The 23,252-nt window shown below is 67.5% G+C and carries 21 protein-coding genes; 10 read left to right on the top strand and 11 right to left on the bottom strand.

Annotated features, from left to right (window positions below; translation table 11 throughout):
• Positions 1-19: 19 nt before the first annotated feature.
• The 3 genes from dusB to phoU all read left to right on the top strand — a co-directional run bounded on the left by dusB (position 20) and on the right by phoU (position 4,111).
• Positions 20-1,162 (top strand): tRNA dihydrouridine synthase DusB, encoded by a 1,143-nt coding sequence (gene dusB / locus RHA1_RS23780; protein WP_009477929.1) that lies wholly within the window; start codon positions 20-22, stop codon positions 1,160-1,162.
• Between the two features lie 119 nt (positions 1,163-1,281).
• Positions 1,282-3,330, top strand: a complete 2,049-nt coding sequence (locus tag RHA1_RS23775; RefSeq protein ID WP_011597166.1) for an LCP family protein — start codon at positions 1,282-1,284, stop codon at positions 3,328-3,330.
• Between the two features lie 82 nt (positions 3,331-3,412).
• Positions 3,413-4,111, top strand: coding sequence for a phosphate signaling complex protein PhoU (gene phoU, locus RHA1_RS23770; protein WP_011597165.1), 699 nt, complete (start codon positions 3,413-3,415; stop codon positions 4,109-4,111).
• Positions 4,112-4,266: 155 nt separating this feature from the next.
• Here the strand turns inward: phoU and pstB are convergent, their stop codons facing one another.
• From pstB to RHA1_RS23740, 6 genes are all read right to left on the bottom strand, one after another.
• Positions 4,267-5,043 (bottom strand): phosphate ABC transporter ATP-binding protein PstB, encoded by a 777-nt coding sequence (gene pstB, locus RHA1_RS23765; RefSeq protein ID WP_007301060.1) that lies wholly within the window; start codon positions 5,041-5,043, stop codon positions 4,267-4,269.
• Positions 5,044-5,086: 43 nt separating this feature from the next.
• Positions 5,087-5,995 (bottom strand): phosphate ABC transporter permease PstA, encoded by a 909-nt coding sequence (gene pstA, locus RHA1_RS23760; RefSeq protein WP_011597164.1) that lies wholly within the window; start codon positions 5,993-5,995, stop codon positions 5,087-5,089.
• 3 nt (positions 5,996-5,998) lie between these two features.
• Positions 5,999-7,072: a phosphate ABC transporter permease subunit PstC gene (gene pstC / locus RHA1_RS23755; RefSeq protein WP_043780950.1), complete on the bottom strand. Its 1,074-nt coding sequence runs from the start codon at positions 7,070-7,072 to the stop codon at positions 5,999-6,001.
• Between the two features lie 67 nt (positions 7,073-7,139).
• Complete coding sequence (gene pstS / locus RHA1_RS23750) at positions 7,140-8,258, bottom strand: phosphate ABC transporter substrate-binding protein PstS (protein ID WP_011597162.1); 1,119 nt, start codon at positions 8,256-8,258, stop codon at positions 7,140-7,142.
• A gap of 214 nt (positions 8,259-8,472) precedes the next feature.
• A complete protein-coding gene (gene mshD, locus RHA1_RS23745; protein ID WP_011597161.1) occupies positions 8,473-9,390 on the bottom strand; it encodes a mycothiol synthase in 918 nt (305 codons plus the stop codon).
• Complete coding sequence (locus RHA1_RS23740) at positions 9,387-10,145, bottom strand: winged helix-turn-helix transcriptional regulator (RefSeq protein ID WP_009477922.1); 759 nt, start codon at positions 10,143-10,145, stop codon at positions 9,387-9,389. Before RHA1_RS23740 ends, mshD begins: the two co-directional genes overlap by 4 nt.
• 205 nt (positions 10,146-10,350) lie before the next feature.
• On the opposite strand from RHA1_RS23740, the gene RHA1_RS23735 reads away from it, so the two are divergent.
• The 5 genes from RHA1_RS23735 to RHA1_RS23715 all read left to right on the top strand — a co-directional run bounded on the left by RHA1_RS23735 (position 10,351) and on the right by RHA1_RS23715 (position 13,506).
• Positions 10,351-11,130, top strand: coding sequence for an LmeA family phospholipid-binding protein (locus RHA1_RS23735; RefSeq protein ID WP_011597159.1), 780 nt, complete (start codon positions 10,351-10,353; stop codon positions 11,128-11,130).
• Positions 11,127-11,603 carry a thioredoxin family protein gene (locus RHA1_RS23730; protein ID WP_011597158.1) on the top strand — a complete coding sequence of 159 codons (477 nt, stop codon included), beginning with the start codon at positions 11,127-11,129 and terminating at the stop codon, positions 11,601-11,603. The genes RHA1_RS23735 and RHA1_RS23730 overlap by 4 nt, the downstream gene beginning before the upstream one ends.
• A 237-nt stretch (positions 11,604-11,840) precedes the next feature.
• The gene (locus tag RHA1_RS23725; RefSeq protein WP_011597157.1) at positions 11,841-12,293 is read left to right on the top strand and encodes a DUF4395 domain-containing protein; all 453 of its coding nucleotides are present in this window, start codon (positions 11,841-11,843) and stop codon (positions 12,291-12,293) included.
• Positions 12,294-12,360: 67 nt separating this feature from the next.
• Positions 12,361-13,197 (top strand): sulfurtransferase, encoded by an 837-nt coding sequence (locus RHA1_RS23720; protein WP_009477918.1) that lies wholly within the window; start codon positions 12,361-12,363, stop codon positions 13,195-13,197.
• Positions 13,198-13,200: 3 nt separating this feature from the next.
• Positions 13,201-13,506 carry a DUF1416 domain-containing protein gene (locus RHA1_RS23715; protein WP_005244353.1) on the top strand — a complete coding sequence of 102 codons (306 nt, stop codon included), beginning with the start codon at positions 13,201-13,203 and terminating at the stop codon, positions 13,504-13,506.
• A gap of 68 nt (positions 13,507-13,574) precedes the next feature.
• Here the strand turns inward: RHA1_RS23715 and RHA1_RS23710 are convergent, their stop codons facing one another.
• Positions 13,575-14,867 carry a cutinase family protein gene (locus RHA1_RS23710; protein WP_011597156.1) on the bottom strand — a complete coding sequence of 431 codons (1,293 nt, stop codon included), beginning with the start codon at positions 14,865-14,867 and terminating at the stop codon, positions 13,575-13,577.
• Positions 14,868-15,109: 242 nt separating this feature from the next.
• On the opposite strand from RHA1_RS23710, the gene RHA1_RS23700 reads away from it, so the two are divergent.
• Positions 15,110-15,832, top strand: a complete 723-nt coding sequence (locus RHA1_RS23700) for a heme-binding beta-barrel domain-containing protein (protein ID WP_037197635.1) — start codon at positions 15,110-15,112, stop codon at positions 15,830-15,832.
• Between the two features lie 86 nt (positions 15,833-15,918).
• Entirely contained in the window at positions 15,919-17,028 is a 1,110-nt protein-coding gene (locus tag RHA1_RS23695) for a type IV toxin-antitoxin system AbiEi family antitoxin domain-containing protein (RefSeq protein ID WP_011597155.1), read from the top strand.
• Between the two features lie 242 nt (positions 17,029-17,270).
• Here RHA1_RS23695 and cydC read toward each other — a convergent pair whose 3' ends face one another.
• The 4 genes from cydC to RHA1_RS23675 are packed head-to-tail and all read right to left on the bottom strand — an operon-like array spanning position 17,271 to position 23,194.
• Positions 17,271-18,950 carry a thiol reductant ABC exporter subunit CydC gene (cydC, locus tag RHA1_RS23690; protein ID WP_011597154.1) on the bottom strand — a complete coding sequence of 560 codons (1,680 nt, stop codon included), beginning with the start codon at positions 18,948-18,950 and terminating at the stop codon, positions 17,271-17,273.
• Positions 18,940-20,652 (bottom strand): thiol reductant ABC exporter subunit CydD, encoded by a 1,713-nt coding sequence (gene cydD / locus RHA1_RS23685; RefSeq protein WP_011597153.1) that lies wholly within the window; start codon positions 20,650-20,652, stop codon positions 18,940-18,942. The genes cydC and cydD overlap by 11 nt, the downstream gene beginning before the upstream one ends.
• The gene (cydB, locus tag RHA1_RS23680; RefSeq protein ID WP_009477911.1) at positions 20,649-21,686 is read right to left on the bottom strand and encodes a cytochrome d ubiquinol oxidase subunit II; all 1,038 of its coding nucleotides are present in this window, start codon (positions 21,684-21,686) and stop codon (positions 20,649-20,651) included. The genes cydD and cydB overlap by 4 nt, the downstream gene beginning before the upstream one ends.
• A gap of 11 nt (positions 21,687-21,697) precedes the next feature.
• Complete coding sequence (locus tag RHA1_RS23675) at positions 21,698-23,194, bottom strand: cytochrome ubiquinol oxidase subunit I (protein WP_011597152.1); 1,497 nt, start codon at positions 23,192-23,194, stop codon at positions 21,698-21,700.
• Positions 23,195-23,252 lie beyond the last annotated feature (58 nt).

Here is a 23,252-nt window from a genome sequence, read left to right as displayed (position 1 = left end):
ACTTTCGCAGAGGTCGTCAATGTCATCCCTTCGTATCGGATCGCTCGAGCTGCGCAGTCCGGTGGTTCTGGCCCCCATGGCCGGGATCACCAATGTCGCGTTCCGCACGCTGTGCCGTGAGCTCGAGACGGAGCGCGCAGGCAGCACGTCCGGCCTGTACGTCTGTGAGATGGTGACCGCGCGCGCTCTGGTGGAGCGGCAGCCCGCGACCCTGCACATGACGACGTTCGGCCCGACCGAGACGCCACGGTCGCTGCAGCTGTACACCGTCGACCCCGACACCACGTACGCTGCGGCCAAGATGATCGTGGACGAGAACATGGCCGACCACATCGACATGAACTTCGGCTGCCCGGTTCCCAAGGTGACCCGCAAGGGTGGCGGCGCGGCGCTGCCGTACAAGCGCACCCTGTTCGGTCGGATCGTCGCCGCCGCCGTGAAGGCGACCGAGGGGACCGACGTCCCGGTGACCGTCAAGTTCCGCGTCGGTATCGACGCCGAACACCACACGCATCTCGACGCAGGCCGGATCGCCGCCGGCGAAGGTGCGGCCGCGGTCGCACTGCACGCGCGTACCGCCTCGCAGCGGTACTCCGGCACGGCCGACTGGAACGAGATCGCCCGGCTCAAGGAGCACGTCACCGACGTGCCCGTTCTCGGGAACGGCGACATCTTCGCCGCCGAGGACGCGGCCCGCATGATGGAGCAGACCGGTTGCGACGGCGTCGTCGTCGGCCGCGGATGCCTCGGCCGGCCGTGGCTGTTCGCGGAGCTGAGCGCGGCACTGAACGGAAAACCGCAGCCCACTCCGCCGAATCTCGGCGAGGTGGCCACGATCATCCGCCGGCACGCGGAACTCCTCGCCGATCATCACGGCGAGGACAAGGGTCTACGTGAACTGCGCAAGCACGTGTCCTGGTACCTGCGCGGCTTCCCCGCAGGGTCCGAGCTGCGGGTCGCGATGGCCCTCGTGAGCACCCTGACCGAACTCGACGACCTCCTCGTCCAGCTCGATCCGACCATCCCGTTCCCCAAGGACGCCGAGGGACCGCGCGGACGGCAGGGTTCACCCGGCACGGTCGCGCTCCCCGAAGGGTGGCTCGACGACCCCGACGACTGCCTGGTGCCCGCCGGCGCCGACCTCATGCATTCTGGTGGTTAGCAGCACGAACGCGCGTCACCTCGCTACATGTGTGGAGCCTCGACGTTCGATAAGTACTATGGCTGGAATCCGTCGAGGCCGACGGAGGTCCGAGTCGGCGGAGAGGTCAGGTTGCATCGGTGGGTGATGATCACAGCTCGGACTCACCGACTCCCGAATCCCGTGCCCCCTGGGAGCGTCCTCTCGCGGATCCCAGCTACCGAGAAGCCCAGTCCGGACGGCCCCGGCGACTCCCGCCGCGGCAGCCACCGCCCGAACGGCGGCCTCCCGAGCAGACCGCGCCGCCCGAACGGACCGCGCCGCCCGGGCACCGGGCGCAGGTAGAACGCACCGAATCGTCCCGCCACGACAGCGGCCGGATCGGCCGCCGGGCCGCGGGTGGGCCCACCGAAGCGCTCTCCGTCGCAGACCTGGTGAAGAAGGTCTCCGGGGAGGAACCGAGCGCGCCGGACGATCCGGACAAGACCGAGATCATTCCCCCGATCGACGAGCGGCAGCCGCCGCCTCCCGGGGTTCCGCCGCGGGACACCTCTGCCGCGCCTCCGCCGCCGGAGCCGGAGCCGCCGCAGAGCAAATCCGAGCCCGAACGGGTCGCGGATTCCGCCGAGACCACCGCGGTACCGCAGGTGGTCGGTAACCCGGGTACCACCCGCCTGGCTCTCAGCAAGACCCGCAAACGCAAGCGTCTCCGTGCAGCAGGACGCGCAGTCGTCGCACTCGTGGCGGTGATCGCACTCGCCGGAACCGGCATCGTCTGGGGTTACCTCCGCTCCACCGAGGGCAAGTTCGACCAGATCGCGGCACTCGACACGGAGTCGACCGACATCGTCGACGCCGTCGGGCAGACCGGTGACGAGACCTATCTCATCGTCGGCAGCGACACCCGCGCCGGCGCGAGCGGCGAAGTGGGTGCCGGAACCATCGACGACGCCGAGGGATCCCGCGCCGACACGGTGATGCTCGTCAACATCCCTGCCGACCGGAGCCGGGTGGTCGCGGTGTCGTTCCCCCGCGACCTCGATGTCGAGCGGCCCGTCTGCCAGGGCTGGGACAACGCCAGCGGCACCTACACCGAGGAGACCTTTCCCGCCGCCGACGGCGACAAACTCAACGCCACCTACGCGCTCGGCGGACCGAAGTGCCTGGTGAAGGTGATCCAGAAGTTGTCGGGTCTGAAGATCGGCCACTTCGTCGGCATGGACTTCGCCGGCTTCGAGTCGATGGTCAACGAGATCGGCGGGGTCAAGGTCTGTACCACCCAGCCGCTCGAGGACGGCGTCCTCGGCACCGTTCTGCCGCAGGCGGGCACCCAGATGCTCGACGGCAAGACCGCACTGAACTTCGTCCGCGCCCGACATGTCGAGGCGGAGGGCAACGGCGACTACGGCCGCATCAACCGTCAGCAGAGATTCCTGTCCGCCCTGCTGCGGGGCGCCCTGTCCAGTCAGGTGCTGCTCAATCCCAGCAAACTGAACGGCTTCATCAACGCGTTCACCCGCGACACATTCGTCGAGAACATCGACACGAAGTCGCTGGTCACGCTCGGACGTTCATTGCAGAACGTCGATGCGGGCGCGGTCACGTTCCTGACGGTGCCCACCGCGGGGACCACCGAGTGGGGCAACGAGATTCCCCGCACCGACGACATCAAGGCCATCTTCCGCGCCATCATCGACGACGAGGCGCTGCCCGGCGAGAAGCGTGCGGAACCCCTGCCCTCCGCCCCCGAACCGCAGGCCGCGCCGGCGCCGCTGTCGGTCCAGGCCGTCGACCCGTCCAGCGTGACCGTGCAGGTGTCGAACGCGTCGGGTGAGTCGGGACTGGCCGCGACCGTGGCGGATTCACTGGCCGCCGAGGGGTTCCAGATCTACAACGTCGGCAACTACACGGGTACCAGCGGCGAGACCGTCGTCCGGTTCTCGCCGGGCCACGAAGCCGAGGCGGCGACCCTGGCGTCGTCGTTCCCGGGTGCGGTGCTCGAATCGACCACCGGACTCGGCACGGTCGTCGAGGTCGCGCTCGGTTCGGACTTCTCCGGGACCGTCCAGACGCCCAGTCCGATCGACACACCGCTCAGTATGTCGGGCGTGCGAGAGGGCCAGCAGGAGGACGTGGAAATCCCCGCGGACCTGGCAGTTGTGAACGCGGGCGACACGTCCTGCGAATGAGCGCCCGCCGGGTCACGTCGTTCACTCTGCGTTTACCGTGTGATCGTGACTTGGTTTCCCGTGCACCGTAGGCTGTGACCTCATGCGCGTGGCTTACAACGAACAGATGACCGAGCTTGCCGACTTGCTCGGTGAGATGGCGGGGCTTGCGGGGGTCGCCATGGAGCGAGCCACCCAGTCGCTGCTCCAGGCAGATCTTTCCCTCGCCGAGCAGGTGATCGGCGAGCACGACAAGATCACCGAGCTCAGCACCATCTGCGAGGAGCGGGCGTTCGCCCTCCTCGCCCTGCAGGCACCGGTCGCCGGCGACCTCCGCTCGGTCGTCAGCGGGATCCAGATCGTCGCCGATATCGACCGCATGGGTGCGCTGGCTCTCCACGTCGCCAAGATTGCGCGCCGCCGACATCCCAACCACGTGCTTCCCGAAGAGGTCAACGGCTACTTCGCCGAGATGGGACGCATCGCCGTCTCCATCGGCGCCGCTGCCCGCGAGGTTCTCGAGACGCGCGATCCGGAGCGGGCCGCGCGCCTGCGTGAAGAGGACGAGGCGATGGACGACCTCCACCGTCACCTGTTCACGGTCCTCATGGACCGGGAGTGGAAGCACGGCGTGGCCGCGGCGGTCGACGTCACCCTGCTCGGCCGCTTCTACGAGCGTTTCGCCGACCACGCCGTCGAGGTGGGCCGCCGGGTGATCTTCCTCGTCACCGGCAAGCTGCCCGACGAGACCCAGACGCCCGCCGTCGACGCCGACACCCTCACCTCGTACCCCGACCGGTAGAACTCCCCCAACACTTTTCGCGCGAACGGGACGCTCGTACGGTCAGACCGTACGAGCGTCCCGTTCGTTCGGCCGAGGCCACCCGAGGTCGCCTTCCGCAGACACGAGAACGCCCCGACCGCAGTACCGGCCGGGGCGTTCTCGTTGTGCTCGCTCTATCCGAAGCGGCCCGAGATGTAGTCCTCGGTGGCCTTCTGCGTCGGGTTGGAGAAGATCTTCTCGGTGTCGTCGATCTCGACGAGGCGGCCCGGCTTGCCGGTGGCCTCGAGGTTGAAGAACGCCGTCTGGTCACTCACACGCGCGGCTTGCTGCATGTTGTGGGTGACGATCACGATGGTGAAGTCCTTCTTCAGCTCCGTGATCAGGTCCTCGATCGCGAGGGTCGAGATCGGGTCGAGCGCCGAGCAGGGCTCGTCCATCAGCAGGACGTCGGGCGAGACCGCGATGGCCCGGGCAATGCACAGACGCTGCTGCTGACCGCCGGAGAGTCCGCCGCCCGGCTTGTCGAGACGGTCCTTGACCTCGGTCCACAGGTTGGCGCCGCGCAGCGACCGCTCGGCCACCTCGTCGAGACGCTTCTTGCTGCGCTCGCCCTGCAGTTTGAGGCCGGCCACCACGTTGTCCTTGATGGACATCGTCGGGAACGGGTTGGGACGCTGGAACACCATGCCGATCGTCTTGCGGACGCCGACCGGGTCGATGCCGGAACCGTAGATGTCCTCACCGTCGAGCAGGATCGAACCCTCCACGCGCGCACCGGGAGTCACCTCGTGCATGCGGTTCAGCGAACGCAGCACCGTCGACTTGCCGCACCCGGATGGGCCGATGAAGGCGGTCACGTTCCGCGGGGGGACGGACAGCCCGACATCGGCGACGGCGTGGAACTTGCCGTAGTAGATGTTGACGTCCTTGAGATCCAGACGCTTGGCCATTACCGGCTCCCTACTGATTGGTGTTCGAGATCGAGTGTATGTGTCACTTGCTGCGCACCTGTGAGAAGTGGCCGATGACCTTGGCCAGGATGTTGAGGATGGCAATGAGGAGAATCAGCGTGAGCGCCGCGCCCCAGATGCGGTTGGTACCGGCATCGGTCGGGTTGTTCATCTCGGCGACCATGACGCCGGGCAGCGTGCCCATCTCGCCACCGAACAGATTGAAATTGATGAAGGGTGCGTAACCCACGAGGATCAGCAGCGGCGCGGTTTCGCCCATCACCCGGGCCAGCGCCAGCATGACGCCCGTGATGATGCCGGGCAGTGCGGTGGGCAGCACGATCTTGGCGATCGTCTTCCACTTCGGAACGCCCAGCGCGTACGACGCCTCGCGCAGGTCCTGCGGAACGATGCGGAGCATCTCCTCCGTGCTGCGGACGACGACGGGAACCATCAGCAGCACCAGGGCGAGCGCAACGGCGAAGCCGGACTTGGGGAAACCGAACGTCGCGATCCACAGGGCGTAGATGAACAGGGCGGCCACGATGGACGGGACACCGCTCAGGATGTCGACCATGAACGTGGTCAGCTTCGCCAGCCGCGACTTCCGGTCGGCGTACTCGACGAGATAGATCGCGACGAACAGTCCGAGGGGAATGGACAGCACCGCGCAGACGATTCCCTGCAGAATCGTGCCGATCAGCGCGTGATAGATGCCGCCGCCTGCCGCCGAGGACGTCAGTCCGCTGAGCGAGTGGGTGAACCACGTGGCCGACGTCAGGGCAGGGATTCCCTTGATGACCGCGGTGACCAGGACCCACACCAGCGGGACCAGCGCCACGAGCACTGCCAGCGTCACGAGGACGGTGGCGGTCAGATCGATGATGCGTCGGCGGACACCGACCCCCTGGAAGGTGGGGGCCTTGACCGGCTTGTCGAGTGTCGCGGTCATGGGTCAGTCCTTCTTTCCTGCGATCACGGCGCGGGCAGCGGCGTTCACGACGAAGGTGAGCACGAAGAGCACCAGACCTGCGGCGATGTAAGCGCCGGCCTGAATGTTGTTGTTGAATTCCGCGTAGCCGAGGGCGATCTTGGAGGCGATGGTGGCGCCGCCGTCGAACAGCGACCATCCGAAGGGCTGCGACGTGGTGCGCAGGATCAGGTAGAGCGCCATGGTCTCGCCGAGGGCGCGACCCAAACCGAGCATCGATCCGCTGATGTAGCCCGACTTGCCGAACGGAATGATCGTGGTTCGCACCACTTCCCACCGGGTGGCACCCAGCGCGAGCGCTGCCTCGATCTGGGGCGTCGGAGTCTGCACGAACACCTCGCGGGTCACCGCGGTGATGACGGGAAGGATCATGACGGCGAGGACGATACCTGCGGTGAAAATGGTGCCACCGCCGGTGATGGAACCGCTTCCTGTCGCGAACAGCGGGAACCAGCCGAGCTTTTCGTTGAGCCACATGGCAAGCGGCCTGATCGCGGGAGCGAACACCAGCAGACCCCAGAGGCCGTAGACGATCGACGGCACGGCGGCCAGAAGGTCGATCACGTACGCCAGCGGACGTTTGAGCCAGTTCGGCGAGTACTCGGTGAGGAAGATCGCGATACCGAGTGCGACCGGCATCGCGAGGACCAGAGCGAACAGCGAGACGAGCACCGTCACCTGGAACAGGTCGAGAACACCGAACGCCATGGCGTTGATGTTCTGGGTGACCCACTCGCGGCTGGTGAGGAAGTTGACCTGATTCCGGCTCAGTGCGGGAACTGCGCGCCAGATCAGGAAGATGCCGATCGCGGCGATGAGGATGGAGATGAAGACGGCCGAGGTCGTTGCGAGGGATTTGAAGATCCGATCCCCAGGCCTGGCGGCGGCCTTGCCGCGGGGTGCACCTGCCGGAGTCGGGGTTTCGGCCTTGGTGGTACTCAACTCGGCCTCCGGGGTGCCGTTCGGACCGCCCACCCCGACTCCGCCGGAAGCGGAGCCGGAGGCGCGAGGTGCTGATTCGATGTGCGCTTCACTCATCTGCGCTCGCAATCTTTCCTGGTCAGAATATCGAGTCATGGGCGGGTCCGAACGATTAACGGTGCGATCAGCCGATGGCGGCGACCGATGCGTTCAGCTTCTCCTTCATGGAGTCGGGCAGCGGCACGTAACCCTGCTCGGCCAGGTTGCCCTGCCCCTCGTTGGCTGCGCTGGTCAGGAACGACTTGACCGCAGCGGAGGTGTCGGCGTCGTAGCCCTTCGAGCACACGATCTCGTAGGTGGCGAGCACCAGCGGGTACGCGCCCGCTTCCTTGGTACCGAAGATCGAGCCGAGGTCGAGGGTCAGATCGCCCACACCCTGACCCTTGAACTGCGCACCCTCGATGGCCTTCGCCGCGGACTCGTCGGACAGCGCGACGGGGCCGGAGCCGGTGTCGATCTGCGCGGCAGCAAGCTTGTTCTGGTCGGCGTAGGACTTCTCGACGTAGGTGATCGAGCCCGGGGCGGAGGCCACTGCCTGCGCGACACCGGCCGAACCCTTGGCGCCCTCACCGATTCCGCCGGTGAAGTCGGAACCGGCACCGGTGGTCCAGGCGCCGTTGGAGGCGGCCGTCAGGTACTGCTGGAAGTTGTCGGTGGTTCCCGACGAATCCGAGCGGATGATGGCGGTGACGTCCTGGTCGGGCAGGGTGGCGCCGGGGTTGAGCGCGGCGATGGCCGGGTCGTTCCACTTCTTGATGGTGCCGTTGAAGATCTTGGCGGTCACCTCACCGTTCAGCACCAGGTCCTCGACGCCGTCGAGGTTGTAGGCGATCGCGACGGGTCCGAAGACCAGCGGCAGGTTCCAGGCCTCGCCGCCGACGCAACGGGCCTTGGCCTGCTCGGCCTGCTCGGCCTTGATCGCCGAGTCGGAGCCGGCGAAGTCGATCTGGCCCGCGATGAACTGGGTCCGTCCGTCGCCGGAACCGCTGGGGTTGTACGCCAGGTTGACGGTCTTGCCCTTTTCCTGGCAGACGGAGATGTAGGTGGAGACGAACTGGTCCATGGCGTTCTTCTGGGCCGAGGAACCGGCCGCGGAGAGGTTGGCCTTGCCCTCGCACGTCGCGTTGGACGACGATGCGTCGACGCCGCTCGACGCCGCGTTGTTGTCGCTGCCACACGCGGCCAAGGTCATGGCACCCAGGGCCACTGCACCGAGCAGGGCGCCACTGCGCTTGAGATTCACCTAGTCCTCCGGAAATACCGTCTCGCCCGCGATCGGGCGGCGACATGAGGTGCGCTTCGTTGAAATCTGCACCAGGCAACACGGCGCTGCCCACGGAGAAACCTAGGGGTAGCTAATGTCCAGTTGGACCACGATCGGTGAACGGAAGGTGAACAGACCGCGCATTTGTCCACATTTCCGAGACGAACAACGAGTGCGAAAGTAGAGGAGCACCTCAGGCGCGCGCGTACGCGACGTCGGTGTGGAACCGCTCGAACCCGAGCCGGTCGTAGGTGTGCAGCGCCGATTCGTTGTCGCCCTCGACGTAGAGCAGCACCGCACCGAGCCCGCGGTCGCGCAGGTAGTGCAGCCCGGCGAGCGTCAGCAACCGGCCGAGACCACGTCCCTGGGCGTCGGGGCCGATCGCCACCACGTAGACCTCACCGATGGCCGGCTCGTCGCCCTGCTTCGGATGCACCTTGGTCCAGTGGAATCCGAGCAACCGCTGATCGTCCGAAGCGGCGAACGCCATGAACAGGCCGGACGGATCGAACCAGGCCTCCGCGCGGCGTTCGGCCAATTCGCGTTCGGTCCACGACCCCTGCTCGGGATGCCAGGCGAAGGCGGCAGCGTTGACCCGCAGGACCTCGGGATCGTCCTCGACGCCGCGGTACACGCGGAGTGAAATATCTTCCGGCACAACGAGTTCAGGGAGTTCCGCATCGGCGAGTGGACGCCGGAGCTGCAGGAGTTCGCGCGCACCGATCAGCCCGAGGCGCTGCGCCACCGCCTGCGCCGCAGGCAGGTTGCCGTGCGCCCACACCCGGGCGTCCGGACCACCCTCGGACAGGACCTCGGCGACCAGCCGGCCACCGATTCCGCGGCCACGCGCCGCAGGGTCGACGGCGAGTTCGGCCATCGCAGGATGATCCCCGCGCCCCGGCTGCAGCTGCGCGTACCCGACGATCCGATCGGCGTCGGTCTCCACGAGATGACGGACACCGTCGCTACCGGCGCCGGACACGGCGTGCACACCCTGCTCCGACACCGGCGCGGTTCCGTCCGCGGCCGTCGCGCGTTCGAGCAGTGCGGACACGTCCGCAGCCTGCTTGCCGTCGAGTCGATCAGTCCAGGACTGAACCGAAGCACTCACTGGATCGCCGGCCCTTCCGCGGATTCGAAGTCCGCATCCTCGGCGTCGAGGTCGTCGACGGGCGGCACCGGCACACCCGACTTGCTGCGGGTGGGACGGACGGCCTTGTAGCCGACGTTGCGGACTGTACCGATCAAGGATTCGTACTCGCTGCCCAGCTTGGCGCGCAGACGACGCACGTGGACGTCGACCGTGCGGGTACCGCCGAAGAAGTCGTAACCCCACACCTCCTGCAGCAACTGCGCGCGGGTGAAGACGCGACCCGCGTGCTGTGCCAGGTATTTGAGGAGTTCGAACTCCTTGTAGGTGAGGTCGAGGGGCCGGCCGCGCAGACGGGCCGTGTACGTGCCCTCGTCGATGACCAGTTCGCCCAGCGTGATCTTGCCGGAGGCCTCCGGGCTGGCGACGCCGCCGGTGCGTCCGACCAGCAGTCGGAGACGGGCGTCCACCTCGGCCGGACCGGTGCCCGGGAGCAGGATGTCGTCGAGGCCCCAGTCGGAATTGACCGCCACCAGGCCACCTTCGGTGAGCACCGCCACCACGGGAACCGCGGAACCCGTGCTGCCCAGCAGCCGGCAGAGGCCGCGAGCCGCCGCGAGATCGGTGCGCGCATCCACCAGGGCGATGTCGGCGGAGCTCGCTTCCAGGAGAGAGGACACCTCCGTCGGGGCTGGCCGCACCGAATGCGCCAGCAGGGCGAGGGCAGGAAGCACTGCCTCGGGGTTGGGGTCGGAGGTAAGAAGCAGTAGCTCCACACAGCCTCCCATCTCGTCGCCGTCGTACCCGGCCGGCCGACGGATCGTTCATCCGCCGGTCCAGGTAGATCGACACTGAAGGTATCGACACTTTTGTCGGTGACAGAGTAGCGCGCCGCCGTCGGCGTTCGTTGCACCGAACCCCGGCAAGCGGCGCGGAGGTCGCACCGACACTCCCCCGACCGGTGTCCGTCACAATGGGGCCGTGCGGAAACTCATCATCGGAATCGTCTTCCTCGTGGCTCTCGGTCTCGTCGTCGACTTCGGTTCGGCGGCCTACGCGGAGTACCGGGTGTCGCGGGAACTGCGGGCAGGCGCGTCCCTCACAGCGGATCCCGAGGTGACGGTTCACGGCTTTCCGTTCCTCAACCAGGCGTGGGACGGAAAGTACGAGAACATCGAGATCCGCGCGCAGGGAGTACAGAGTGACGTCGTGGGTGAGGTGACGGTCGAGTCCACCCTCCTGGGTGTCTCCGCGCCGCTGTCCGACCTCGTCGACGGCTCCGTGAAGACCCTTCCGGTCGATCACCTCTCCGGCCGCATGCTCATCGACGCCACCGACCTGGGACGCTTCCTCGACATCCCCGACCTGCAGGTTTCGGCCCCGCCGGCCAGTAAGTCGGACGGCACCGGCGGCTCCGGCGGCTCGGGGATGCCGACCGCGGGCGGCGTCGTCCTCACCGGCACGGTCCCCGTCGGGCCCATCGAAACCACGGTCAGCGTGCAGGCCGACCTGGTTCTCGACGGCGGTCAGGTGAAGATCGTCGCCAGCGACTTCTACTTCGGCCCCGAAGGCCACGCCGACTTCACCATCCCCGAACCCCTCGCCCCCGCGATCCTCGGCCTCTTCACCCGCACGATCGACCCCCGGGAACTCCCGTTCGGCGTCCAGCCGACGGAGGTCTACGCGGAAGGCTCGCAGATCGTCATCGAGGGCGTCGGCAACAACGTCACGATCGACCTGAACGAACTGCAGAGCCGATGACCGGAATCACACTATTACTCATCGCACTGTTCGCCGCCGTCGCGTTCGGGCTCGTCTGGCAACGCCGCGAGGGGACGGTCCGGAGTACCGGCGGGACGACCGGGGTCGTGACCGACCAGCGACGGTTGCTCCTCGAGGCGGCGGGCGTCGGGCCGGCGTCGCCCGAGCACCCTCGACGGGCCACCGTTCTCCATTTCTCCGCCGACTGGTGCGGACCGTGCGCGGCGGTGCGCAGGGTGGTGGGACAGGTCGTCGCGGACCTCGCAGGCGAGCCGGAACCTCCCGTCGAAGTGGAGGTCGACATCGACGAGTATCCCGCTCTCGCCAAGGAACTCGGCGTTCTGTCGTTGCCGACGACGTTCATTCTCGACGCCGACCTGCAGCAACGCTTCCGGGTGTCCGGAGTGCCCGCCGCGACCGACCTGCGGGCCGCGCTGGAACCCCTCACCCGGCCCCCGGCTTCAAATTCCTGAAGAACCGGGTAAACTCGTCGTCGTGCAATCCAGCCACGAGCTCATGCTCACCCGTCGCCGCACAGTTGACCTGTGCCGCCTCGGGGCTTGTTGCTGTACCTGTTGCTGATCACCAGGGCTGTCGCTTTCTGCTGACACCGCGGATTCCGCGCACGTGATCGAACCCCCGATGACGACGTCGTCCGTCGTCGTTCGGCGCCAGGCAAGCATTCAGGACTCACCGCAGGAGCACTTCTCATGTCCACAACACTCGAGCTCGAGCAGGTCGACGTTCGTGGCCCCCGGTTCGCCGCCTGGGTCACCACCGCCGTCCTCGTCGCCGTCCTCGTCGTGTCGACGTTCTCGCTGGTCGCAGCAGGAATTCTGCTGGCGCTGCAAGCGGTCGTCTTCGCGGCAGGCGCAGCCACCGGGCCGCGACGCAGCCCGTACGGCCGGATCTTCGGCACCCTCGTCGCGCCGCGAGTCGCCCCGGTGAGTGAACGCGAACCCGTCGCACCGCTTCGCTTCGCGCAGCTCGTCGGTTTCGTCTTCGCCGCCGTCGGCACCGTCGGCTTCTTCGCCGGCTCCGGCGTCGTCGGCGCCGTGGCCACCGCATTCGCCCTGTTCGCGGCGTTTCTCAACGCTGCGTTCGGCATCTGCCTCGGCTGCCAGATCTATCCACTCATCGCACGCTTCCGCACGGCGGCCTGAAAGTTTCACACCCAGAACCACTGCACGATCCACCCGACACAAGTAAGTACACATCGAAAGGAACACCATGGCTCGCTCCGATGTCCTAGTCTCCGCCGACTGGGCTGAGCAGAACCTCAACGCCCCCAAGACCGTTTTCGTCGAGGTGGATGAGGACACCAGCGCATACGACGGCGGCCACATCGAAGGCGCCATCCGCCTCGACTGGCGGAAGGACCTGCAGGACGGCGTCCGTCGTGACTTCCTGAACCAGCAGCAGTTCTCCGATCTCCTGTCCGCCAAGGGCGTCGCCAACGACGACACCATCGTTCTGTACGGCGGCAACAACAACTGGTTCGCGGCCTACGCGTACTGGTACTTCAAGCTGTACGGCCACCAGGACGTCAAGCTGATCGACGGCGGCCGCAAGAAGTGGGAGCTCGACGGGCGTCCCCTCTCCAAGGAGACCGTCACCCGCGAGGCCACCCAGTACAAGGCCGAGGCCCCCGACCTGTCGATCCGCGCGTTCCGTGACGAGGTCATCGACGCCATCGGCAGCAAGAACCTCGTCGACGTGCGTTCGCCCGACGAGTTCTCCGGCAAGATCCTCGCTCCCGCACACCTGCCGCAGGAGCAGGCGCAGCAGCGTGGACACATCCCCACGGCCATCAACATCCCGTGGAGCACCACCGCAAACGAGGACGGCACGTTCAAGTCGGACGACGACCTGGAGAAGCTGTACTCGGAGAAGGGCTACGACGAGTCCAAGCCCACCATCGCGTACTGCCGTATCGGCGAGCGCTCCAGCCACACCTGGTTCGTGCTCAAGGAGATCCTCGGCAAGTCCGATGTCAAGAACTACGACGGCAGCTGGGTCGAATACGGCTCGCTCGTCGGCGCACCCATCGAGTTGGAGGTTCACTGAGCCATGTGTGGAGCACCTGTACAGACCCAGACCCTGCCCGCGGGCGTCGACGTCGAGAAGGAAACGGTCATCACCGGCCGCGTTCTCGCCGCTGACGGCCAGCCGATCGGTGGAGCGTTCGTGCGTCTCCTCGACGGCGGCGGAGAGTTCACCGCCGAGGTCGTCGCCTCGGGCACCGGAGACTTCCGCTTCTTCGCCGCTCCCGGCGAGTGGACCGTGCGCGCACTGTCCAGCTCCGGCAACGGCACCTCGACGGTGAGCCCGTCGAGCGCAGGCGTGCACAACGTCGACGTCACGGTCGGCGAGTAATCACCAGCTGACGACACCAGAAGGGCCCCGCTCCGCATCCGGAGCGGGGCCCTTCTGTCGTGCGGACTCTACTTGCCCGGTGCCGCCGGAATGGTCTCGCCGCCCTTCTCGGACTGCGCGAGCGCCGTGATCCAGTCCACGACCTTCTCGCTCTCCCAGTACCAGGGGTCGTTCGGATTGTTGTTCCAGTAGAACAGGTGCTGGATGAAGCCCAAGAAGATGTACGGCTTGATCACCAGTTCGAAGACGTCCCTGTTGTCCTCCACGAACCCCGGGCCCTCGTCGGCGAGCTTCGCCTTCACGACCTCCGAACCGGGACCCATCGCCCAGTTGAGCGCCTCGACGATCTGCTCCTGGGACACCTGCATGTTCCGGTCCGGGCCGTCGGGGTCGTAGGTCCGGTCGGCGACCTTGCGGAGAACGTCGAGGAAGGACTCGTCGGAGGCGAACCAGTCTTCGTGTGTGACGATGTGCACAATCGACCGCGCCGCCATGTTCGTCACCGCATTCGCGAAGTCGGAGACCGTCTGGCCCGGGTTCAGCAGGGTGAAGTGCATCTGTCCCAGCACCCCGAGTGCCAGTTCGAGGACGGCGATCTCCCGCGGCGCGTCGCAGGCGATGTCGTACGGGCGGCACGCGTACGTGATCTTGCCGTCCAGAGCGCCGTAGTCGGCAGGCCCGGAAGACATGAATCCGCCTCCGGGCGGGCCGGGTTCGCCCATCGAGGGGGTGCCCGCGGGACGGTACGGGTCGCCGATCAGCGCGACGCCGGCAATGTCGTCAGCGGTAACCAGAGCGTTGCTGTCGCGGTGGCCGAGTTCGCGCGACACCCTTTCGACCACCTCGGCACCGACGCTGTACCCGAGCAGTACGTACTTGGTGTCGTCGCCGCACTTCGTCTTGTTCTCGTCGAGGATCCTGTTGGTCGACGCGACACCCGCGGCCATCGAATCCTGGTATGTCGGAACAGGTTGCCGCAGACCAAGACCGTACGTGGACGGGTAGGGAACGTACATCCACCCCACCGTTCCCGGATCGTCCTTGTTGGCCTCGCCGGTCGGCACAGTCACGTTGCCCACCCAGTTCGACCAGAGCTGCCGATTCTCGTCCGCCAGAGGGTTGCGGTCCGCCGTCGAGTCGGTGGCGCCGGACACGGCGACGATCATCACGTCGGGGCAGTCGGCGGCGTAGTTGTTCGGATCGACACGATCCGTGTCGGCACTCCCCGAACCCGCGCTACCGGTGTCGGGCGCGGCGACGGCAAGACCGGGAGCGCCGAACGCGGACACGCTCAGCAGCAGCGCCGTCGCCGCGATCGCGGCCCGCACCGGACCGGCGACGGCAGTACTCGATCGAAGCATGGGACCTCCGGGAGGGACGGGAGACGAGACGACCGCATGAGGATGTTCGGAACCGACCTGGTGGTCGCCTTCGAGAAACCGTAGCCGCAGTCACGGTAAGTCGCCTCCCGTTTCGACCGTTCGACGAGTTCGGTTTAGGATGTCCCCGTGGTTATCTTCTTCGAGGTACTTCTTGTCCTTGCCGCCGTGTTGATCACGTGGTTCTCGCTCTACACGATCTACCGCCTGGTCACCGACGAGTCGTGAGTCAGAACCCGGACGCAGGCGCAGATCCGCCTTCCGAGCACCCGACTACGAGCGCGCCCGCTGGGGACACCCCCGCCGTGCGTCGTGGTAGCGGTGACGCTGCCGTCGCGGACGCCATCGAGCGTTCCAAGACGACGGCGGCGCGGAACATCCCGCAGCTTCCGGACCTTCCGCTGCCCGAGGACACCGCAAATCTGCGCCTCGGCCCGGATCTGAACAACGAACTCCTCGCAGTACTGCCCCTCGTCGGTGTGTGGCGCGGTGAAGGGGAAGGCCACGACCCCGACACAGGCGACTACCCCTTCGGGCAGCAGATCATCGTCTCCCACAACGGTGGCAACTACCTCAAGTGGGAATCCCAGACCTGGGTCCTCGACGCCGACGGCGAATACGTGCGCCCCGACCTCCACGAAACCGGCTTCTGGCGGATCAGCGGAGACGGCATCCCCGGCAGCACCAACGAGGAAGTCGTCGAACTCCTCCTCGCCCACAGCTCCGGCATCGTCGAACTGTTCTACGGTCAGGCCCTCACACAGTCGTCGTGGGAACTCGCGACCGACGTCGTGATCCGCAGCACCTCCGGTGTTCTCGTCGGCGGCGCCAAGCGTCTCTACGGCATCGTCGAGGGCGGCGACCTCGCCTACGTCGAGGAACGCATCATCGCCGACGGTGAGCTGCGTCCCCACCTCTCCGCGCGTCTGTCCCGCTACGTTGGCTAGCGCCCGTGAGTACTTATTAACCACGGGCGGTTGACAAGTACTCACGGCTCGGGTTATCCACAACCTGAGGTTCATCCACAGGTCAGTTGAGATCGGCCTGTTTCGGGCGAATCCTGTCGGTCGGCGTGCGCACCGTCGCGACCATGACGACTGCGACGATCGACTTCAGGCCCGAATTCCAAACAGTCCTCGACTATCAGCACGGCCTCGTCACGGCCCGGCAACTGCGCGGACTGGGTATCTCGACCCGGCAGATTCAGCACATGGTGGAGTCCGGCCAGTGGTCGGCGGTTCTGCACGGCGTCTACGCCGTCACCAACGGTCCGCTCGACCGGCCGATGAGACTGTGGGCGGCACTGCTGTTCGGCGGCCCCCGAGCGATTCTCAGCCATCGGACGGCCGCCGAGGAGTGGGGGCTGATGCCCGTCGACCCTGACGGGCCGATTCACGTCACCGTGCCCTACGGATTGTCTGCGGAGCCGCAGGGACCGACGTATCGGAAGGTCGGCCGGCGATCCGACCGTCCCGTTCCCCGCGAGGGCGATCTCCTGCACCCCGGGGTCGTGGTGCACCGATCCCGTGCGCACGCCCACATCCTCGTCCCGACGCTTCCGCCTCGAACGTCCCGGGCCGACACCGTCGTCGATCTCGCTGTCGCGGAGCCGTCGGCGGTCGCGGCCGCACGGCTCCTCGTGTCGGCGGTCACCGGCAGCGACATTCCGGTCCACGAACTTCTTCGACGGATCGAGCAGCGTCCACCGCGCAGATACCGCGAGGCTCTGACCGACGCTCTGACGTTCGTCTCCGGCGGAGTCCAGTCGATTCTCGAGCACCGATACGCCGTCGACGTGGAACTCGCGCACGGACTACCGGCCGCCCGACGACAGTCGCCTGTTCTGGTCGACGGAAGAACCCTCTACGAGGATGTCGACTACTCGGACAGCGGCGTTCCGCTCCTCGTGCGGCTGGACGGACTGCGGTACCACTCGTCGCGGTCGGTGGCTCTGCGCGATCGCCGTCGCGGCAACGCGGCGGAACTCGCAGGCAAGGCGACGCTGGTCTACGGCTGGGAGGAGGTGACACAGCGCTCGTGCGACGTCGCGGCCGAGGTGCGGACGGTGCTCGAGCGGGGCGGCTGGAGTGGTCCGAATCCGTGCCCGCGCTGCCGTGAGTACTTATTAACCACGGGCGGTTAATAAGTACTCACGGGCGCGGAGCGCACAACGGCCCCCGAGCCTTCCGGTGCGTGTGCACCGGGTCCGGTCTGGACCAGACCGGGGGCTCGGGGGCCGGGTAGCTGCCTGGGATTCGCTCGCCGCTCGCACGGTCAGTGAATTCCGTCAGCGGTAGCGGCTAGCTGGCAGCCACCTCACGTGTCCGTCTGTCATTCAATTTCAGACCACCTCCTTCCTCGTGTACTGAAGAAAGTACGCCGCACTCACGGAGTCGGCAACGCATTTTCGCTCTCAGCTTTCTCCACCCGTATCACCAGGTCAGCGCTGGTATCCTCCGGGAGCTGGTGGGTGACCACCACGACGGTGCGCTGCGGCGGCACCAGTCCGCCGTCGCGCGAGAGCAGTCGCCGGAGCAGGTCGGCGCCCGCGTCGGCGTCGAGGTGCTCGGTCGGTTCGTCGAGCAACAACACCCGGGCGGGCGACAGCAGCGCCCTGGCCAGCAGCAGCCGGCGACGCTGTCCGCCGGACACCGCCCGGGCACCGCCCGCGAGGGTCGTGTGCACGCCCTCCGGCAGCCCCGACACCCATCCCCCGAGCCCGACGGACTCCAGAACGGTCAGCGCCTCCGCGTCCTGGATGTCGCCGCGCGCCACCCGCAGATTCTCGAGCACGGACGTGGCGAAGAGGTGCGCGTCCTCCGCGAAGAATCCGACGTTCCGGCGGAGAGCCTCGGACCTGATCCGGTGGAGGTCGAGACCGTCGACCTGGACCGTCCCGGAGACCGGCGGGAGCAACCCCGCCAGGGTCATCAGGGTGGTCGTCTTCCCGGACCCGCTGTCTCCGACGATCGCGACCCGCGCGCCCGGCCGTAGGTCGAGGTCGAGCGGGGCGGTGACCTGCCCTCCGGGCCAGCCGCACCGCAGGTGCTTCGCGACGACCTCGGCGGGCCCGTCCAGTTCCCGGTCCCCGGGGTGCGGATCCGCGACGGCGGCGTCGAGCACGGCGAGTATGCGGCGCGACGCGATCCGGGCCCTGGTCAGCGCGACCGCCGCGGCGGGCAGCGCGCCCGTGGCCTCGAACGCGGACAGCGGCAGGAGCACGAGGACGCCCATCGCCATCGGGCTCATCGTCCCCGACGAGTACAGGTCCATGCCGATGAGTAGCGACGCGATCACGCTCACTCCCACCGCGAGCGGTGTGGCGGCGTCCGCGAACGCGCTGGGTGCGGCGGCACGGTCGGTGGCCGCGACCGCGGCGTGTTCGGAGCGGACCGCCCGCGACACGGTCCGGTCGAGGCGACCCGCGACGCGGAGTTCCACGGCGTGATCGAGCGCGGTGACGGCGTCCTCGCTGAACCGGGCACGCGCGTCGGCGCCGGACGTCTCGGCGAGGCGGGCGGCCCGTGCGGACAACCAGGGCGCCGCGACCCCCGACACCGCGAGCGCCACGGCGAGCACGAGCGCGGACGCGGGCGAGATCACCGCGAGGATGCCGACGGCGGCCACGGCCAGGACGACGGACACGGCGATGGGGACGATCGCGCGGACGACGACGTCACCGAGGGTGTCGACGTCGGCCCCGGTGCGGGCGAGCAGTTCGCCGCGGCGCAGGCCGGCAGCGGCTGCGGGGTCGCCGTCGGCCAGCCGCTGGTACAGCTGGGTGCGGGCGGACGTGGTCCCCCGCAGCGCGGTGTCGTGGGTGGCCAGCCGCTCGAGGTACCGGAAGACGCCGCGGGAGATGCCCAGCGCGCGCACCGCCACGACGGCCACGCTGAGGTCCAGGACGGGCGGCATCTGCCATGCCCTCGTGATCAACCACGCCGACAGCGCCGCCAGCGCGAGCGCACTGCCCAGTGTGGCCACACCGGCGGCGACGGCCCGCACCACCCGCCCCGGTTGCAGGTCGAGGAGCGGCAACGCCCGGATCAGCGGGTCACGCGACATCTGCGCTCACCTCGATCACCCGGTCGGCGGCCGCGAGCACGGTCGGCCGGTGCCCCACCACGACGACCGTCCGGCCGGCGGCGGCCAGGCTCCGCAGCGAATCGAGCACGGTGCGCTCCGACGCGTCGTCGAGGTGCGCGGTGGGTTCGTCGAGCACCAAAACGGGACGCCGGGTGGCCAGCACGCGGGTCAGCGCGAGCCGCTGCCGCTGTCCGAGCGACAGTCCCGTTCCACCGGACCCGACGCGCGTGTTCCAGCCGTCGGGGAGTTCGGCGAGGACCTCGTCGAAACCCGTCGCCGCACAGGACTGTTCGAGGTCGACGACCTCACCGATGAGCCGGAGGTTCTCGTCCAGGGTGCCGGGAACGAGGACGGGGTGCTGCGGGAGCCACGCCACCTGCGCCCACCACGCGGACCGGTCGAGCGAACTCACGGGGGTGCCCGCCACGCGCACCTCCCCGCGCTCGGGTTCGACGAGGCCGAGGAGTGCCTGCACCGCAGTCGATTTCCCGGAACCGTTGGGTCCGGTCAGCACGGTCACCGCACCGGGTTCGAGGGCGCCGGTCAGTCCGCGCGGCGCCAGGCCGTGCCGTGACGGGACGTCGATGCCGTCGAATTCGATTCGCGCCCCGGCCGCGTCGACCACGACCGCACCGTCGGCGGCGGCGGCGTCGTCGGGACGATCGGTATCGATGACGGCGAAGGCCCGGCTCGCCGCGGCCATTCCGTCCTCGGCGGCGTGGAACTGGGTTCCGACCATCCGCAGCGGGAGGTACACCTCGGGAGCGAGAATCAGCGCCACGATTCCGGCTTCGAGTTCCATCCCCCCGTACACCAGCCGCAGTCCGATGCTCACGGCGACGAGTGCGACGCAGAGCGTGGCCAGCAGTTCCAGCACCATCGACGACAGGAACGCCACCCGCAGCGCCGACATCGTGGTGTGGCGGTGGGCGTCGCCGAGTTCACGCACCCGCGTCGCCGGTCCCTGTTCGCGGCCCAGCGCGCGGAGCGTGGGCAGGCCGGCCAGGAGGTCGAGCAGTTGGGAGGACAGGGTGGTCATCGCGGTCAACGTCTTGGCGGCCTTGCCCTTGGTGAGCAGGCCGATGAGGATCATGAAGATCGGGATGAGCGGCAGCGTGACGAAGATGATCGCCGCCGACGTCAGATCCTGAAACGTGATGACCGCGAGCGTCGCCGGAGTGAGCGTCGCCGCGAGGACCAGTGCCGGGAGGTACCCGGTGAGATACGGCACGAGACCGTCGATTCCGCGGGTGAGCACGGTCGCGATCTCGTCCCGCCGCGGGTCGAGTTCGCGCGGTCGCAGGCGGGTGGCGACGCCGAGCACCTCCCCCTTCAGCTCCGCCACGACCCGCGTGGCGGAGCGGTGCGCGAACCGGGACTGCAGCCAGGTGCCGAGCACCCGCACTGCCACCGCCGTCGCGAGGACCGCCAGTTCGGTGGACCACCGGCCGACGTCGGTGGCGTCGTCGACGATGACCCCACCGAGCACCCGGCCGATCATCAGCGCCGACACGATGACCATCGCCACGTTGACGACCGACAGCGCGACCGTGAGGACGAGGTACCCGCGGGCCGCCGCGGAGTAGCGCCAGAGGCGGGGGTCGACGGGATGCCGGGAACCTCGCTCCCCGCCCGGGCGCTCGTCAGCGGGGCGTGGTGCGTCGCCTACCGCTGTGCTCATCTGCGCCCGAGCGGGAGACCGATCGACGGCGGGATGTGCTTGGTCGAGATCCGTTGGCGGAATACCCAGTACGTCCAGCCCTGGTAGATCAGCACCACCGGGGTGAGGAAGGCTGCGGCCCACGTCATCACCTTCAGCGTGTACGGACTCGACGAGGCGTTGTCGATGGTCAGGTTGTACGCGGCGTCCAGTGTGGACGGCATGACGTTGGGGAACAGCGAGCCGAACAGCAGTGCCACCGTGGCGATGACCGCGATCGACGTGAGCAGGAAGGCCCAGCCCTCCCGTTCGGCGCGGGTGAACGCGACCACCCCGAGGAGTGCGGCGGCGGCGATCGCGACGAGGATCCACGTCCAGCCCTTGCCGTGCGCCAGCTGTGTCCACAGTACGAACGCGCCTGCCACCGGAACGGCCGGGATCGCCAGCCGGGACGCCAGTTCGACGGCGTCCGTGCGTACTTCGTCGGCCGTCTTCAGGGCGAGGAACACTGCACCGTGCAGCGCGAACACGAGCGCGGTCGTCAGACCACCCAGCAACGCATAGGGATTGAGCAGATCGAAGAGGCTCGAGGTGACCTGCTTGTCGGCGTCGATGTCGACGCCCCGGACGATGTTGGCGAACGCGACACCCCACAGCACGGCAGGCACCCAGGACCCGAAGACGATGCCCCAGTCGCACCGCCTGCGCCAGGTGTCGTCGTCGATCTTGCCGCGGTACTCGATGGCGCAGATCCGGACGATGAGCGCGACGAGAATGATCAGCAGCGGCAGATAGAAGCCGGAGAACAACGTGGCGTACCACTCCGGGAACGCGGCGAACAACGCGCCGCCACCGGTGATGAGCCACACCTCGTTGCCGTCCCACACGGGGCCGATGGTGTTGAGCACCACCCGCCGCCGTGTGTCCCCGTTCGGGTCCTTGCGCCTGCCCAGCACCGGCATCAGCATGCCGACACCGAAATCGAATCCCTCGAGGACGAAGTACCCGATGAAGAGCACCGCGATCAGGATGAACCACACTTCTTGAAGTCCCATGACCGTTTCCCCTAGTACGCGAACGAGAGTTGCTCGGGCTTGCCCGGTTCTTCGGGCTCGTCGTGGTCGTCACCCGGTGGATGTGCGTCGTGTTCGAGTGGTCCCTCGATCGTGTAGCGGCGGATCAGTGTGAACCACACGACGGCCAGCGCCCCGTAGACCACCGTGAACGTGATGAGCGAGACCCAGACGGTCCACGGGGAGTGATTCGAGACGCCTTGGTCGACAGTCAGTCTGATCATGTCGACACCGGTCGGGTTGGGTGCCACGACCCACGGTTGGCGGCCCATCTCGGTGAACACCCAGCCTGCGCTGTTCCCGAGGAACGGTGTCGGGATGACGGCGATCGACAGCCAGCCGAACCACTTCTTGTCCGGGACGCGGCCGCCGCGGGTCATCCACAGACCGACCACGGCGAGCAGCGCCGACCCGGCGGCCCAGCCGATCATCGCGCGGAACGTCCAGTAGGTGACGAACAGGTTGGGCTTGTAGTTGCCGGGCCCGTACGTCTCCTCGTAGCGGGCCTGGATCTCGGTGACGCCCTCGACGGTGGAGTCGAACGTGCCGTCCGCCAGGAACGAGGTGAGGCCGGGGATCTTGATGAGCTGGGTGATGCTCTCGCAGTTGTTCTGGGTGCCGACGGTGAGGATGGAGAAGTCGGCGCCGGTTTCGGTGTGGCACAGCGATTCGGCCGACGCCATCTTCATGGGTTGCTGTTCGAACATCAGCTTGCCCTGGATGTCGCCGGTGATCGCGAGTCCGATGCCCGCGGCGACCATCACCCACAGTGCGAGGATGGTGACCGGGCGGAACATCGTCCTCGCGGTCTCCTCGTGCTTCTTCGCCACGTCGGGTTCGGTGGCTTCCTTCGATTTGCGCATGCTGCGCACCATCCACCAGCCGCCGACGCCGGCCACGAACGTGCCTGCCGTGAGGAACGCTCCGGATACGACGTGCGGGAAGGCCGCGAGTGCTGTGTTGTTGGTGAGCAGTTCCCAGATGCTGGTGAGTTCCGCGCGCCCGGTCTCGGGGTTGTAGACGGCCCCGACCGGGTGCTGCATGAACGAGTTGGCGGTGATGATGAAGTACGCGGACGCGTTCACACCGATCGCGACGAGCCAGATGGTGGCGAGGTGGACGAGCTTGGGCAGCCGTCCCCAGCCGAAGATCCAGAGGCCCAGGAACGTCGACTCGAGGAAGAACGCGACCAGTCCCTCGAGGGCGAGGGGTGCGCCGAACACGTCGCCGACGAAGCGTGAGTACTCGCTCCAGTTCATCCCGAACTGGAATTCCTGCACGATTCCGGTGGCGACGCCGAGCGCGAAGTTGATCAGGAACAGCTTCCCGAAGAACTTGGTGAGCCGATACCAGTGGTCCTTTCCGGTGACCACCCACATCGTCTGCATGACGGCGATCAGCGGGGCGAGCCCGATCGTCAGCGGAACGAGGATGAAGTGATAGACGGTGGTTATGCCGAACTGCCACCGGGAGACATCCAAGGCATCCATGGCTACTCCGAAACTGGGCCCGTAGGACAGGCTTCAGGGCCGGAGCGTGGGCTTCCGC

The sequence above is a fragment of the Rhodococcus jostii RHA1 genome, from assembly GCF_000014565.1.
GTDB classification, from domain to species: domain Bacteria; phylum Actinomycetota; class Actinomycetes; order Mycobacteriales; family Mycobacteriaceae; genus Rhodococcus_F; species Rhodococcus_F jostii_A.
Note: the sequence above shows the minus strand (reverse complement) of the source record. Positions and strands in the feature narration are given on the sequence as shown.

Excerpts from the sequence above, each read along its gene's own strand:
- RHA1_RS23730 (WP_011597158.1), top strand. The coding sequence starts at position 11,127 with ATGACCGGAATCACACTATTACTCATCGCACTGTTCGCCGCCGTCGCG.
- RHA1_RS23675 (WP_011597152.1), bottom strand. The coding sequence starts at position 23,194 with ATGGATGCCTTGGATGTCTCCCGGTGGCAGTTCGGCATAACCACCGTC.
- dusB (WP_009477929.1), top strand. The coding sequence starts at position 20 with ATGTCATCCCTTCGTATCGGATCGCTCGAGCTGCGCAGTCCGGTGGTT.
- RHA1_RS23720 (WP_009477918.1), top strand. The coding sequence starts at position 12,361 with ATGGCTCGCTCCGATGTCCTAGTCTCCGCCGACTGGGCTGAGCAGAAC.
- RHA1_RS23710 (WP_011597156.1), bottom strand. The coding sequence starts at position 14,867 with ATGCTTCGATCGAGTACTGCCGTCGCCGGTCCGGTGCGGGCCGCGATC.
- pstA (WP_011597164.1), bottom strand. The coding sequence starts at position 5,995 with ATGACCGCGACACTCGACAAGCCGGTCAAGGCCCCCACCTTCCAGGGG.
- cydD (WP_011597153.1), bottom strand. The coding sequence starts at position 20,652 with ATGAGCACAGCGGTAGGCGACGCACCACGCCCCGCTGACGAGCGCCCG.
- cydC (WP_011597154.1), bottom strand. The coding sequence starts at position 18,950 with ATGTCGCGTGACCCGCTGATCCGGGCGTTGCCGCTCCTCGACCTGCAA.
- cydB (WP_009477911.1), bottom strand. The coding sequence starts at position 21,686 with ATGGGACTTCAAGAAGTGTGGTTCATCCTGATCGCGGTGCTCTTCATC.
- phoU (WP_011597165.1), top strand. The coding sequence starts at position 3,413 with ATGCGCGTGGCTTACAACGAACAGATGACCGAGCTTGCCGACTTGCTC.
- pstC (WP_043780950.1), bottom strand. The coding sequence starts at position 7,072 with ATGAGTGAAGCGCACATCGAATCAGCACCTCGCGCCTCCGGCTCCGCT.
- pstB (WP_007301060.1), bottom strand. The coding sequence starts at position 5,043 with ATGGCCAAGCGTCTGGATCTCAAGGACGTCAACATCTACTACGGCAAG.
- RHA1_RS23725 (WP_011597157.1), top strand. The coding sequence starts at position 11,841 with ATGTCCACAACACTCGAGCTCGAGCAGGTCGACGTTCGTGGCCCCCGG.
- RHA1_RS23715 (WP_005244353.1), top strand. The coding sequence starts at position 13,201 with ATGTGTGGAGCACCTGTACAGACCCAGACCCTGCCCGCGGGCGTCGAC.